The sequence below is a fragment of the Xanthomonas sp. 60 genome (assembly GCF_011761925.1).
Window position 1 is genome coordinate 134,472 of the sequence record NZ_JAASQW010000007.1, and the last position, 14,060, is coordinate 148,531.

Genomic DNA, 14,060 nt, shown 5'->3' on the forward strand with positions numbered 1-14,060 from the left:
TCCGGAACGCGCCCCGACCCGATGCGATGGGCGACGACGGGTAGGGCACGGCGCTACACTCGTGGCATGAAAACTCACCGCACGAATGTCGTCCTGATTCCGCTGGCAGCGTCTGCGCTGCTGTTCCTCAGCGCCTGCGGCAACAAGGGCCCGCTGGTCATGCCGCAGAAGCCGGTGCCGGTGGAGGAGGTCGCCGAGCCGGTGATCGAGCCCGCGGCCGATGGCACCCTCGGCACCCCGACCGATGCAACGCCCCCGGCCAACCAGGATGTCGATGCCGGCAACCCCGCCAGCGTGCCCGACCCCGTGCCGCTGCAGGATGACAAGCCTGCCCGTGACAATGAGTAAGGCCGAAGGCAGCGGGCTGCGTTTCAGCAAGATGCACGGTGCGGGCAACGATTTCGTCATGATCGACCTGCGCGATGGCCGTACGCCGCCCGGTCCCGCGCTCGCCGCGCGGCTGGCTGATCGCCATACCGGCGTCGGCTGCGACCAGATCATCACCATTGAAACGCCACGTGACGAAGGCTCCGTGGCCTCGTACCGGATCTGGAACAGCGACGGTTCCAGTTCGCAGCAGTGCGGCAACGGCGCGCGCTGTGTGGCGGCCTGGCTGGTGCGCAACGGCGACGTGGCGCAGGACGCTTTCGTCATCGACAGCCCGCTGGCCAGCCATGCGGTGCGCAACCTCGGTGATGGCCGTTTCTCGGTGGAGATGGGCGTCCCGGTCTTCGAACCGGCGCAGATTCCGCTGATGGGTTTCGCCCGTGCCCGTGATGAATACCTGTTGCCCGTGCAGGGCGAGAGCCTGCGCTTCGGCGCGGTTTCGATGGGCAATCCGCATGCGGTGATCGAAGTGGGCCTGGTGGACGCCGCGCCGGTCGAGCGGCTGGGGCCGTTGCTGCAGCAGCACGCCTCGTTCCCGGAATCGGTCAACGTCGGCTTCGCCCAGGTGGTGGAAGCGGATCATGCGCGGCTGCGCGTGTACGAGCGCGGCGTCGGTGAGACGCTGGCCTGCGGCAGCGGTGCCTGCGCGGCGGCGGTCTCGCTGATGCAGCGCGGACGCCTCGCGCCGGCGGCACGCATCAGCCTGCCGGGCGGTGAACTGCACGTCCAATGGCCCGGTCCGGGAACACCGGTGGTGATGTCCGGACCGACCGCGTTTGTCTTCGAAGGGGAGTGGAGTACATGAGCGAACCGGAAAAGCTTGCCGCCCATGACGTCGCCGCGTGGCTGCGGCGGCATCCGGGCTTCCTGAAACAGTTTCCCGATCTCGCACTCACCCTGGTGGTGCCGCGTGATGAAGGCCCCACCGCGTCGCTGGCGAGCTATCAGCTCGAGGTGCTGCGTGACAAGAACCGCGAACTGGCGCGTCGGCTGGCCGAACTGTCCACCACCGCCCAGGTCAACGAGCGGCTGGCCGTGCGCACGCACCAGCTGACCCTGGCGTTGCTCAAGCAGGGCACGGCCGCCGATACGCTGCGTGCGATGGCCGCCGCGCTGCAGGAAGATTTCGATGGCGACCTGGTGCGGCTGGTGGTGCATACGCCGGTCCCGGGCCTGGAGCAGGCGCCCTGGCTGCAGGTGATCGCCGCCGACGCGCCGCTGCTGGGTCCGTTCCGCGACTGCCTCAAGGAAGGTGAGCCGATCTGCGGGCGCCTGCAGGCCGAGAAGAATGCCGTGCTCTACGGCGACCGCGCCGGCGAGGTGCAGACCACCGCGCTGCTGCCGTTGCCCGGCGTGGGCCTGATCGCGGTCGGCAGCCATGATCCGAACCGCTTCTATCCCGGCATGGGCACGCTGTTCCTGCGCATGATGGGCGAGTCCTTCGCCACCGCCCTGCAGCGTTTCTGAGCACCCCATGCGCGATGCCGTCACCGCGTTCCTGCAGTACCTGGGCGTAGAGCGGCGCATGTCGCCGCACACCCTCGACGCGTACCGCCGCGATCTGGAAGCACTGCAGCACTGGGCCCAGGCGCAGGACACCTCGGTGGACGCGCTGGACGGTGAACAGATGCGCCGTTTCGTGGCCGACGAACACCGCCGGGGCCTCTCTCCGAGCAGTCTGCAGCGGCGCCTGTCCGCCTGCCGCGGCTACTACAGCTGGCAACTCCGGCACGGCCGCCTGGCCACCGACCCCACGGCGGGCCTCAAGGCGCCGCGCGCACCGCGGCGGCTGCCGCAGGTCCTTGATGCCGACGAAGCGGTGCAGCTGGTGGAGCTGCCCACCGAGGGCGAACTCGGGCGCCGGGACCGCGCGCTGCTGGAACTGTTCTACTCCTCGGGACTGCGCCTGAGCGAACTGTGTTCGCTGACCTGGCGCGATCTCGATTTCGCCAGCGGGCTGGTCAATGTGCTGGGCAAGGGCAACCGCGAGCGGCGCGTGCCGTTCGGCCGCCCGGCGCGCGAAGCGCTGCAGGCCTGGCAGCGCGAGACCGACGGATCGCCCTCGGCGCCGGTGTTCCCGGGCCGCAACGGGCCCATCAGCCAGCGCGCGGTGCAGGTGCGCATCAAGCAGCTGGCGCAGCGCCAGGGGCTGTTCAAGCACGTGCACCCGCACATGCTGCGGCACAGCTTCGCCAGCCATATCCTGGAATCGTCCGGTGACCTGCGCGGGGTACAGGAACTGCTCGGCCATGCCGACATCGCCACCACGCAGATCTACACCCATCTGGATTTCCAGCACCTGGCCAAGGTCTACGACGCCGCCCATCCCCGCGCGAAACGGCGCGCCGGCAAGGTCGATGGCAACGCCGGAGGCTGATGCCCGTGCGGGCACCACGCAGGTGCGCGCATCGCTGCGGCGCCTGCGCTGAACGCCGGCGCACCGGCCAGCCTTGATGGACGCCGGCGACGGCCCCATCTCCCCGGAACAGCATCCGCGGAGGCCGCATGGACCCCAGTCAGAACCCCAATGTTTTCCACGCCACGACCATCGTCTGCATCCGTCGCGGCGACAAGGTGGCGATCGCCGGTGACGGCCAGGTCACGCTCGGCCACACGGTGATGAAGGGCAATGCGCGCAAGGTGCGCCGCCTCGGCCGCGACGGCCAGGTGCTTGCCGGTTTCGCCGGTGCCGCCGCCGATGCGTTCACCCTGTTCGAGCTGTTCGAAGCCAAGCTTGAGAAACACGGCCAGCTGCAGCGCGCCGCCGTGGAGCTGGCCAAGGACTGGCGCACCGAGCGCCGTCTCGGGAAGCTCGAGGCCCTGCTCGCCGTGGCCGACAGGGAAACCTCGCTGATCATCAGCGGCACCGGCGATGTGATCGAACCCGAGGACGGCATCATCGCCATCGGCTCGGGCGGCTCCTATGCCCTGTCCGCCGCACGTGCGCTGGTCGCGCACACCGACCTGGATGCCCGCACCATCGCCAGCGAAGCGATCGGCATCGCCGGCGACATCTGCATCTACACCAACCGCAACGTGGTCGTCGAAGAGCTGTAATTCCCGCACGCAGCCTTCGCAGCGCCGGCCGCGGCTGCGGCCCGGACGCTCCAACCCCCTTCGTGAGTATCCCCATGTCCCCGAAGTTCGAGAACAACTCCGCTTCCATGACCCCGCGCGAGATCGTGCAGGAACTGGACCGCCATATCGTTGGCCAGCACGATGCCAAGCGCGCGGTCGCCATCGCGCTGCGCAACCGCTGGCGCCGCATGCAGCTCGACGACGGCCTGCGCAACGAAGTGATGCCCAAGAACATCCTGATGATCGGGCCGACCGGCGTGGGCAAGACCGAGATCGCCCGCCGCCTGGCCACCCTGGCCCACGCCCCGTTCGTGAAGGTTGAAGCCACCCGCTTCACCGAAGTGGGCTATGTCGGCAAGGACGTGGAACAGATCATCCGCGACCTTGCCGACACTGCGGTCAAGATGTACCGCGAGCAGGCCAAGACCCGCGTGCGCACGCAGGCCGAAGAGCGTGCCGAAGACCGCATCCTGGATGCGCTGCTGCCACGCCGGAGTGCGGGCATCGGCTTCGATGCCGAAGCCGCACGCAACGAGCCGTCCGCCCAGGACAGTGAAACCCGCATCAAGTTCCGCCGCATGCTGCGCAATGGTGAACTGGACGACCGCGAGATCGAACTGGAGATCGCGGCCAACGTCAGCATGGACATCATGACCCCGCCGGGCATGGAAGAGATGGGCCAGCAGCTGAAATCGATGTTCGCCAACCTCGGCGGCAGCAAATCGAACAAGCGCACGCTCACCATCAAGGCGGCACGCCCGCTGCTGCAGGAAGAAGAGGCCGGCAAGCTGGTCAACGAGGATGATGTCCGCGCCGCCGCCATCGAGGCGTGCGAACAGCACGGCATCGTGTTCATCGATGAGATCGACAAGGTGGCCAAGCGCGGCGATGCCGGGTCATCCGGCGGCGACGTCTCCCGCGAGGGCGTGCAGCGCGATCTGCTGCCGCTGGTGGAAGGCTCCAATGTCTCCACCAAGTACGGCACGGTCAAGACCGACCACATCCTGTTCGTGGCCTCCGGCGCGTTCCACCTGGCCAAGCCCAGCGATCTCATCCCGGAGCTGCAGGGCCGCTTCCCGATCCGCGTGGAGCTGGGCGCGCTGACCAAGGATGACTTCGTGCGCATCCTGACCGAGCCCAAGGCCGCGCTAACCAAGCAGTACGAAGCCCTGCTGGCCACCGAGGGCGTGACCATCGCCTTTGCGCCGGAGGCCATCGAGCGGTTGGCGGAGATCGCGTTCCAGGTCAACGAGCGGCAGGAGAACATCGGCGCACGGCGGCTGCACACCGTACTCGAGCGCCTGCTGGATTCGCTGAGCTACGAGGCGCCCGACCGCGGAGGCGAGACATTGCAGATCGACGCGGCGTACGTGGACCGTCACCTGGGTGAGCTGGTCAAGGATCCGGACCTGAGCCGCTATATTCTCTGACGCCGGAGCGCTCTGGCTGGATCGGGGGGCCGCCGCAGGGCGGCCTTTCTACGTGCAGGCTTCCTACATCGTGGCAGGATTTCGCCTGCTTGAAGGTGCTGGGAAGGCCTATGCGGTGATCACCCTCGACGCGCGAGACTGGGGCAGTCGTTGCAGCACCCCGCCGCAGCGGCGCTTCCGTCCGAGGGGGACACATGATCAGAAGCTTCGTCATCACGCTGGGCGCGCTCGCGCTTTCCGTCTGCCCGCAGGTGCAGGCGCAGGCAGGCACGCTCACGTTCAGCGGTGTGATCCTGGAACCGACCTGCGTGGTGCAGCCGCAGGCAGAGGCGGATGCGGATGCGGATGCGGATGCTGCAGGCGAGACGCCCGCGTTCCGGTTGGGAACCGATACAGCACCCTGCCGGCCGGCGAAGGTGGTTCACGAGGTGCCTGCCCAGCCCGACGCCGGGCCGGCGTACGTGGTCACCTACCACTGAATCCCCTGCGGCTGGTGGCGGGCGTCATCCGATCGCGCGGCACCGCAGGGTGCGGGCCGTGGTCTACAGCGGCGTCGGCTCGCTGCCCGGCGTGAACACGCCCTCGCGCACGTAAGCGGCCAGGGTCATGTCCAGGGCGAGCCTGCCATCGCGCCGGATGTCCATCAGCTCCGGTTCCACCATGGCGCCATGCAGCACGCCCAGCACCGTGGCATGCAGCATGCGCGCCACCACGTCCGGATGCGCGCCCGGCTTCAGCTGGCCCAGCTGTTCGGCGCGACGCAGCGCCCGCGCCATGCGCTCGAGTCCGTCCCGGAATCCTTCCTGCTGCAGGTCCGCCAGTATCCGGCTGTCCGCCGAACTGTCACTGCGCAGCATGATCTCCATCATGTTGCGCAGCCGTGGGTCGTTGGCGAGGTCGTCGAGTGAACCCAGGATCACCGAGCGCAGGTCCAGCACAGGGGTCTGACGGCTTTCGGTGGCGGCACGGTCCAGGTCCTGCATGAAGGGGAGCCGGACGCGTTCGATGACAGCGACCAGCACTTCGGTCTTGTTCTTGAAATGCCAGTAGACCGCGCCGCGGGTGAAGCCGGCGCGGGCGCCAATCATCTCCAGGGTGGTGCGTGCCACGCCCTGCTCGTGGAAACAGGCTTCGGCGGCGTCGAGGATGCCTTCACGGGTGGCCTGGGTTTCCTCTTTCGTCTTTCGTGCCATTGCTCAGAGTGCGGGCGGGTCGTCAAGGAAGTGTACCGCTTTGCAAACAAACAAACATGTATGTATATTTCCGCTCCACGAATCGCTGTCGTTTTCGGCCCCGCCTGTCAGGGCCGGCTTCGCCGGGCGCGCCCCCCCCGCCATCGAGAGTCCCCCATGTTCCTGACCCGAGTACGACCCCTTGCCCTGTCGCTGGCGATCGCCGCGACCGTGGCCGCCTGCGGTGGCGGCGATGACGCCCCGCCCGAGCAGGGCCCGGGGCAGGTGACGGTGGTGACGCTCAAGCCCGAGACGGTGACCCTGACCCGTGAACTGCCCGGGCGCACCAATGCCTTCCTGGTGGCCGAAGTTCGGCCGCAGGTGAACGGCATCGTCGGCAAGCGCCTGTTCGCCGAGGGCAGCGTGGTCACCCAGGGCCAGCCGCTGTACCAGATCGATGACGCCAGCTACCGCGCGCAGGCCAACCAGGCGCGTGCCCAGCTGGCGCGCGCCGAGGCGACCGCCAATGCCTCCCGGCTCAGTGCCGCGCGCATCACCGAACTGGCCAAGGTCGATGCCGTCAGCCGGCAGGATCTCGAGAACGCCGTCGCGGCGCAGAAGCAGGCCGAGGCCGATGTCGGTGCCGCCCGGGCCGCGCTGGAAGCAGCCAACGTGACCCTGGGCTACGCCCGCATCACCGCGCCGATCAGTGGCCGGATCGGCAAATCCTCGGTCACCCAGGGCGCGCTGGTCAGTGCCGGCCAGAGTGAAGCACTGGCCACGGTGCAGCAGCTGGATCCGATCTACGTGGACCTGACCCAGTCCGCCGCCGAACTGCTGCAGCTGCGGCGTGAACAGGCGGCCGGCCGCCTGCAGGACAACCAGAGCCTGCCGGTGGACATCCTGCTGGACGACGGCACCCCCTTCGCGCAGAAGGGCACGCTGGAGTTCTCCGAGGTGAGCGTGGACCCCGCCACGGGCAGCTACGGGCTGCGGGTGAAGGTGGCCAATCCGGAGGGCGTGCTGATGCCGGGCATGTACGTGCGCGCGGTGATCGGCGGCGGTGTGCGCGCCAATGCCCTCAAGGTGCCGATGCAGGGCATCGCGCGCGATGCCAAGGGCGCGACCACGGCGATGGTGGTCAACAAGGACGGCAAAGTGGAGCCGCGGCCGGTCAAGGTGAGCCAGGCCCTCGGTGATGCGTGGCTGGTGGAGGAGGGACTGCAGGCCGGTGACAAGGTGATTGTCGAGGGCCTGCAGAAGATCGGTCCCGGCATGCCGGTGCAGGCCACCGAGAAGGGCGCTGCCGCTCCGGCCACGCCGCCCACCGGCGCCCCGGCGACGGCCCCCGCAGCGGCCCCGGCCGACGCCAACGCCAGCGCCGACGCGCAGTAAGCGGAGAACCCCATGGCACGTTTCTTCATCGATCGACCCATCTTCGCGTGGGTCATCGCGATCATCATCATGCTGGCCGGCCTGTTGTCCGTGACCCGGCTGCCGGTGTCGATGTATCCGGAGGTTGCCCCGCCGGCGGTCGAGATCTCGGCCAGCTATCCGGGTGCGTCGGCCAAGGTGGTCGAGGACTCGGTCACGCAGATCATCGAGCAGAACATGAAGGGCCTGGATGGCCTCATCTACTTCTCCTCCAACAGCTCGGCCAACGGCCAGGCGAGCATCACGCTGACCTTTGAATCGGGGACCAACCCGGACATCGCGCAGGTGCAGGTGCAGAACAAGCTGCAGCTGGCGATGCCGCTGCTGCCGCAGGAAGTGCAGCGGCAGGGCATCAACGTGGCCAAGTCGAGCAGCGGCTTCCTGCAGGTGCTGGGCTTTGTGTCCAACGATGGCAGCATGGATGCCAACGACATCTCCGACTATGTCGGCTCCAACATCGTCGACCCGCTCAGCCGTGTGCCGGGCGTGGGCAACATCCAGGTGTTCGGCGGCAAGTACGCCATGCGCATCTGGCTGGATCCGAACAAGCTGCACACCTACAAGCTCTCGGTGGACGAAGTGACCGCCGCGATCATGGCCCAGAACGCGCAGGTGGCCATCGGCCAGCTCGGCGGCGCACCGGCGGTGAAGGGGCAGCAGCTCAATGCCACCATCAACGCGCAGGATCGCCTGCAGACCCCGGAGCAGTTCCGCGCCATCCTGGTGCGCGGTGGCACCGACGGCAGCGAACTGCGCCTGGGCGATGTCGCCCGCGTGGAGCTCGGTGCGGAGAGCTACGATTTCGTCACCCGCTACAACGGCAAGCCGTCCACCGGTATCGCCATCACGCTGGCCACCGGCGCCAATGCGCTGGATACCGCCAATGGCGTGCGCGCGGCGCTGGATGACCTCAAGCCGAACTTCCCGGCCGGCCTGGAGGCGGTCGTGCCGTACGACACCACGCCCTTCGTGCAGGTCTCGATCAAGGGCGTGGTGAAGACGCTGATCGAAGCCATCGTGCTGGTGTTCGTGGTGATGTACCTGTTCCTGCAGAACTTCCGCGCCACCATCATCCCCACCATCGCGGTGCCGGTGGTGCTGCTGGGCACGTTCGGCGTGCTCGCCGCGCTGGGCTTCTCCATCAACATGCTGACCATGTTCGCCATGGTGCTGGCGATCGGCCTGCTGGTCGATGATGCGATCGTGGTGGTGGAGAACGTCGAGCGCATCATGGCCGAAGAAGGCCTCTCGCCGCTGGAGGCCACGCGCAAATCCATGGACCAGATCACCGGTGCCCTGGTGGGCATCGGCCTGGTGCTGTCGGCGGTCTTCGTGCCGATGGCCTTCATGAGCGGCTCCACCGGCGTGATCTACCGGCAGTTCTCGGCCACCATCGTCTCGGCGATGGGCCTGTCCGTGCTGGTGGCGATCGTGCTGACGCCGGCGCTGTGCGCCACGCTGCTCAAGCCCTTGAAACAGGGCGAGCACCATGTGCCGCACAAAGGCTGGCTGGGCCGCTTCTTCGGTGGCTTCAACCGGGGTTTCGACCGCTCCAGCGCCACCTACCAGCGCGGCGTCAAAGGCATCATCGCGCGGCCATGGCGTTTCATGGGCATCTTCGCCGCGTTGACACTGGTGATGGGCTTCCTGTTCATCCGCCTGCCCAGCTCCTTCCTGCCCAACGAAGACCAGGGCATCCTGATGGCGTTGGTGCAGACCCCGGTCGGTGCAACCCAGGAACGCACGCTGGAAGCGATGGCGAAGATGGAAGAGCACTTCCTGACCAACGAGGCCGACGCCATCGAGTCGATCTTCGCGGTGCAGGGCTTCAGCTTCGCCGGCATGGGCCAGAATGCGGGCATGGCCTTCGTCAAGATGAAGGACTGGAGCGAGCGCAGCGACGAGCAGAGCGTGGGCGCCATCACCGGCCGTGCGATGGGTGCGCTGGGCCAGATCAAGGACGCTTTCATCTTTGCCTTCCCGCCGCCGGCGATGCCTGAGCTGGGCATCGGTTCGGGGTACACCTTCTTCCTCAAGGACAACAGCGGGCAGGGGCACGAGGCGTTGCTCCAGGCACGCGACCAGCTGCTGGGCGCAGCAGGGCAGAGCGCGTTGCTGGCCAATGTCCGGCCCAACGGCCAGGAAGATACGCCGCAGCTGCGGATCGATGTGGATGTGGAGAAAGCCAATGCGCTGGGCCTGGACATGGCCTCGGTCAATGCCACGCTGGCTGCCGCCTGGGGCAGCAGTTACATCGATGACTTCATCGATCGCGGCCGCGTCAAGCGTGTCTACGTGCAGGCCGATGCCGAGTTCCGCATGAACCCGGAGGACTTCAACGCCTGGTCGGTGAAGAACGCGCAGGGGGAGATGGTGCCGTTCAGCGCCTTCGCCGCTACGCGCTGGGACTATGGTTCGCCTCGTCTGGAGCGTTACAACGGCGTTTCGGCGATGGAGATCCAGGGTGAGCCGGCCACGGGCGTGGCCTCCGGTGATGCCATGGATGAGATCGAGCGGATCGCCAAGGACCTGCCGGCAGGGTATGAAATCGAATGGACGGCCCTGTCCTACCAGGAACGCCAGGCGGGCTCGCAGACCCCGTTGCTGTACTCGCTGTCGCTGCTGATCGTGTTCCTGTGCCTGGCCGCGCTGTACGAGAGCTGGAGCGTGCCGACCTCGGTGCTGCTGGTGGCGCCGCTGGGCATTCTCGGGGCCGTGCTGGCCAACACCCTGTTCGGGATGGAGCGCGACATCTATTTCCAGGTGGCGATGCTGACCACGGTGGGCCTGACGAGCAAGAACGCGATCCTGATCGTGGAGTTCGCCAAGGAGAACCTGGAAAAGGGCGCGGGCCTGATCGAGGCGACGATGCATGCGGTCCGCGATCGCCTGCGGCCGATCATCATGACCTCGCTGGCCTTCGGACTGGGCGTGCTGCCGCTGGCGCTGGCCTCCGGTGCGGGCTCCGGTGCGCAGCGTGCGATCGGCACCGGCGTGCTGGGCGGCATGATCGTCGGCACCACGCTGGGCATCTTCTTCATCCCGCTGTTCTACGTGGTGGTGCAGCGCGTGTTCAACCGCAGGCTGCGCAAGGCCGGATGAGCCATCGGTGGTGCCGGGCGCTGCCCGGCCGCTTCGAGATAGCCGGCCGGGCCGTGCCCGGCCTCCCGCACGACAACGAGGATCGCCCCATGACATCCACGCCCTTTGCCGCTGCCATCGCGCTGGCGCTGCTCCTTTCCGGTTGTGCGACGCGGGTGCCCGAGCGCACCGATGTCGCTCCGTCCATTCCCGCGCAGTGGCCGATGGCCGACGCCGCGCACGGCCGGCTGTCCGAAGACGGGAGCCTGCCGGGCTGGCGTGACTATTTCACCGACCCGCGCCTGCAGCAGGTGATCGAGCAGGCGGTGGACAACAACCGCGACCTGCGCGTGGCCGTGATCAATGTCGAGCGCGCGCGCGGCCAGTACCGCGTGCAGCGTGCCGATCGAGTGCCCGGGCTCAACGTGCAGGGCCAGATGGAACGCGCGGGGGGGGACCGGCCGGTCACCGCGCAGTACAGCGTCGGCGTAGGTGTGGCCGAGTTCGAGCTGGATCTGTTCGGGCGCGTGCGCAACCTCAGCGAGGCGGCGCTGCAGCAGTATTTCTCGGTGGCCGCCAACCGCCGCAGCGCCCATCTCGGCCTGGTCGCCGAGACGGCGACCGCGTGGATGACCCTGGGTGCGGACCGCGAGCTGCTGCGCATCGCGGAGGCGACCGTCGGCAGCCACGAAGCGTCTCTGCGTCTGGCCCAGGCCCGCTTCGAACGCGGTGGCAGCTCGGCGCTGGAACTGGCCCAGACGCGCACGCTGGTGGAAACCGCGCGCACCGACGCCGCACGCCTGCGCGGGCAGGTGGAGCGTGACCGCAATGCCCTGGCGTTGCTGACCGGCAGTCCGCTCGAGGATGCGCTGCTGCCCAGTGGGGTCACCGACGCCGCGCTGCCCGCCCTGGCCCCGCCGCCGGCAGGCCTGCCCAGCGACATCCTGCTGCAGCGCCCGGACATCATGGCCGCCGAGCATACGCTGCTCTCGGCGAATGCGAACATCGGGGCGGCACGCGCGGCGTTCTTCCCAAGCATCCGCCTGACCGGCAGCGTGGGCAGTGCCTCCACCGAACTGTCCGGATTGTTCGACGGGGGTAGCCGCGCGTGGAGTTTCCTGCCGACCCTCACCCTGCCGATCTTCCAGGGCGGCCGCCTGCGCGCCGGTCTTGCGGTCGCCGAAGCGGACCGGGACATCGCCTTGGCACAGTATGAAAAAGCGATCCAGGCCGGGTTCCGCGAAACGTCCGATGCGCTGGCTTCGAGCAGCAGCCTGGACGCGCAGCTGGCATCACAGCAGTCCTTGCTCGAGGCGGCGATGCACGCCGAGCGGTTGTCCCAGGCACGTTATGACGCCGGGCTGGACAGCTTCGTCACGCTGCTGGATGCACGCCGCACGGCCTATGCGGCGCAGCAGAGCCGGCTGCAGACCGTGCTTTCGCAGCAGGCCAACCGGATCATGTTGTACAAGGTGCTCGGGGGCGGTTGGCGTGAACGGGGTTGACCGCGACGGCCGCCGCGCGCAGCGTCGGCGCTGGCCACGGCGGTCCGGCGGGCGGGGTGTCAGGCGATCAGGCGGGGACGTTCTGCATTGCGGACCGAGCTGGTGATGAAGACATGTTCCCAGCACTGCTCGACGAATTCACGCGCCTGCAGTTCGGTCAGGCGCGGCATGATCTGCAGGGCGTAATGGGTCTGGAAGCTGTCCTCGCGCTGCTCGTTGGTCGCGCGCGGATGGGTGATCAGCGAGTCGCAGGCGAACTTGATCCACGGCACGTAGTGGCCGAATGATCCAGAGCCCAGACCACCCTCAGCGTGTTTCTGCCGCCAATGGCTGAGCTCGGCCTCGACATCGATGACGGGAGGGATGTTGGGGACATCTGAGCGCATGGTGGAAGGTCTCACTTGTCGGGTTGTTCACAGGAACCCCGATAGTCACCGCGCGTCAGTGCACGCAGTGTCTTCAGGATGTCGAACGACCGTTCAGATATCGCTGTGAAACCCGGCGTGTGCGGGCCCACAGCACTGCGCGGGTAGGCCTGCGTCGCATCCAGTGCCTGCCTGAAACGTTCAGATGCGGGCGGGCATCACTCCCCGATGTCTTCGTCCCAGATCTCCGGATGGCGTTCGATGAAGCCGCCAAGCAGGTCCACGCACTCTTGGCTGTCCAGGTCGATCACAGTCACTCCGCTCTCGCGCAGCCAGTCGATGCCGCCCTGGAACGTGCGTGATTCGCCGACCACCACCGTGCCGATGTTGAACTGCCGGACCAGTCCGCTGCAGTACCAGCAGGGGGCCAGGGTGGTCACCATGAGGGTGTCCTTGTAGCCGCGCTGGCGCCCGGCCTTGCGGAAGGCATCGGTCTCACCATGCACGGACGGATCGCCTTCCTGCACGCGGCGGTTGTGGCCGCAGCCGAGCAGGCGGCCATCGGCGTGGTAGAGGGCCGCCCCGATCGGCACGCCGCCCTCGGCCAGGCCCTGGCGGGCTTCGGCGATGGCGGTCTGCAGCAGAGCCTGGTAGTCGGGCGTGACGAGCATGGGGCATTCCTTGAAGGTGATGCGGGCATGATACGGGAGGGGGTGCCGCCGGCGCCGGGCGGTGCGATAATCCGGACATGAGCGAATCCCCCTACAAGTCTGGCACCACCCATTTCGGCTTCCGCGATGTCGATGCCAAGGACAAGCAGAAGCTGGTCGGCCAGGTGTTCACCTCGGTCGCCCGCAACTACGACCTGATGAACGACCTGATGAGCCTGGGCGTCCACCGCGTGTGGAAGCGCTACTACGTGGCGACCGCGCAGGTGAAGCCGGGTGACCGCGTGCTGGATCTCGCCGGCGGTACCGGTGACATCGCCGCGCTGCTCAAGGAACGCGTCGGTCACGAAGGCTCGGTCGTGGTGGGCGACATCAACGCCGGCATGCTGTCGGTGGGCCGCGACCGCCTGACCAACCGCGGCCTGGTGATGGGCCTGGACTACGTGCAGTGCAACGCCGAGGCGCTGCCGTTCCCGGATGCCAGCTTCGATCTGGTGACCATCGCCTTCGGCCTGCGCAACGTGACCGACAAGGACGCCGCGCTGCGCGAGATGCACCGGGTGCTCAAGGTGGGCGGCCAGGCGCGGGTGCTGGAGTTCTCCGAAGTCACCGCGGACTGGTTCAAGCCGATCTACGATTTCCATTCCTTCAAGGTGCTGCCGAAGCTGGGCCGCCTGTTCGCCCGCGATTCGGACAGCTACCAGTACCTGGCTGAAAGCATCCGCAAGCACCCGCCGCAGGACGCGCTGAAGGCCATGATGGCCGAAGCGGGCTTCGAACGCTGCCACTACAAGAACCTGACCGGCGGCATCGTCTCGATCCATTCCGGCTACAAGCTCTGATCCGGGCGCGGTGCCGGGCCGGTGCCGGTGCCGGTGCCGAAGCAGCGTGCGGGCGGCAACAGGGGTAAAATCGCCTTTTACCCTTGAACGGTCCTGAT

Annotated in this window: 14 protein-coding genes; 11 read left to right on the forward strand and 3 right to left on the reverse strand. The window is 67.6% G+C overall.

What is annotated here, in order from left to right; all coding sequences use genetic code 11:
- The first annotated feature begins 66 nt into the window (after positions 1-66).
- From lptM to FHY09_RS14300, 7 genes are all read left to right on the forward strand, one after another.
- Positions 67-348: an LPS translocon maturation chaperone LptM gene (lptM, locus tag FHY09_RS14270; protein WP_166927561.1), complete on the forward strand. Its 282-nt coding sequence runs from the start codon at positions 67-69 to the stop codon at positions 346-348.
- Positions 341-1,192, forward strand: coding sequence for a diaminopimelate epimerase (gene dapF, locus FHY09_RS14275; protein WP_166927654.1), 852 nt, complete (start codon positions 341-343; stop codon positions 1,190-1,192). Before lptM ends, dapF begins: the two co-directional genes overlap by 8 nt.
- A complete protein-coding gene (locus FHY09_RS14280) occupies positions 1,189-1,854 on the forward strand; it encodes a DUF484 family protein (RefSeq protein WP_166927562.1) in 666 nt (221 codons plus the stop codon). The genes dapF and FHY09_RS14280 overlap by 4 nt, the downstream gene beginning before the upstream one ends.
- Positions 1,855-1,861: 7 nt before the next feature.
- Positions 1,862-2,764 (forward strand): tyrosine recombinase XerC, encoded by a 903-nt coding sequence (xerC, locus tag FHY09_RS14285; protein ID WP_166927563.1) that lies wholly within the window; start codon positions 1,862-1,864, stop codon positions 2,762-2,764.
- A 128-nt stretch (positions 2,765-2,892) separates the two neighbouring features.
- Complete coding sequence (gene hslV / locus FHY09_RS14290) at positions 2,893-3,444, forward strand: ATP-dependent protease subunit HslV (protein WP_166927564.1); 552 nt, start codon at positions 2,893-2,895, stop codon at positions 3,442-3,444.
- A 74-nt stretch (positions 3,445-3,518) separates the two neighbouring features.
- Positions 3,519-4,895, forward strand: a complete 1,377-nt coding sequence (hslU, locus tag FHY09_RS14295) for an ATP-dependent protease ATPase subunit HslU (RefSeq protein ID WP_456362825.1) — start codon at positions 3,519-3,521, stop codon at positions 4,893-4,895.
- Positions 4,896-5,089: 194 nt separating this feature from the next.
- Entirely contained in the window at positions 5,090-5,374 is a 285-nt protein-coding gene (locus tag FHY09_RS14300) for a hypothetical protein (protein ID WP_166927565.1), read from the forward strand.
- A 63-nt stretch (positions 5,375-5,437) separates the two neighbouring features.
- Here the strand turns inward: FHY09_RS14300 and FHY09_RS14305 are convergent, their stop codons facing one another.
- A complete protein-coding gene (locus FHY09_RS14305) occupies positions 5,438-6,088 on the reverse strand; it encodes a TetR family transcriptional regulator (RefSeq protein ID WP_166927566.1) in 651 nt (216 codons plus the stop codon).
- Between the two features lie 156 nt (positions 6,089-6,244).
- On the opposite strand from FHY09_RS14305, the gene smeD reads away from it, so the two are divergent.
- From smeD to FHY09_RS14320, 3 genes are all read left to right on the forward strand, one after another.
- Complete coding sequence (gene smeD, locus FHY09_RS14310) at positions 6,245-7,462, forward strand: multidrug efflux RND transporter periplasmic adaptor subunit SmeD (RefSeq protein WP_166927567.1); 1,218 nt, start codon at positions 6,245-6,247, stop codon at positions 7,460-7,462.
- A gap of 12 nt (positions 7,463-7,474) precedes the next feature.
- On the forward strand, positions 7,475-10,603 hold the full coding sequence (gene smeE / locus FHY09_RS14315) for a multidrug efflux RND transporter permease subunit SmeE (protein ID WP_166927568.1): 3,129 nt from the start codon (positions 7,475-7,477) through the stop codon (positions 10,601-10,603).
- An 89-nt stretch (positions 10,604-10,692) separates the two neighbouring features.
- Positions 10,693-12,087: an efflux transporter outer membrane subunit gene (locus FHY09_RS14320; protein WP_166927569.1), complete on the forward strand. Its 1,395-nt coding sequence runs from the start codon at positions 10,693-10,695 to the stop codon at positions 12,085-12,087.
- Positions 12,088-12,146: 59 nt separating this feature from the next.
- On the opposite strand, the gene FHY09_RS14325 is transcribed toward FHY09_RS14320, so the two are convergent.
- A complete protein-coding gene (locus FHY09_RS14325; RefSeq protein ID WP_166927570.1) occupies positions 12,147-12,473 on the reverse strand; it encodes a hypothetical protein in 327 nt (108 codons plus the stop codon).
- A gap of 197 nt (positions 12,474-12,670) precedes the next feature.
- Complete coding sequence (locus FHY09_RS14330; RefSeq protein WP_166927571.1) at positions 12,671-13,123, reverse strand: nucleoside deaminase; 453 nt, start codon at positions 13,121-13,123, stop codon at positions 12,671-12,673.
- Positions 13,124-13,200: 77 nt separating this feature from the next.
- Between FHY09_RS14330 and ubiE the strand changes: the two genes are divergently transcribed.
- On the forward strand, positions 13,201-13,962 hold the full coding sequence (ubiE, locus tag FHY09_RS14335; protein ID WP_166927572.1) for a bifunctional demethylmenaquinone methyltransferase/2-methoxy-6-polyprenyl-1,4-benzoquinol methylase UbiE: 762 nt from the start codon (positions 13,201-13,203) through the stop codon (positions 13,960-13,962).
- Positions 13,963-14,060 lie beyond the last annotated feature (98 nt).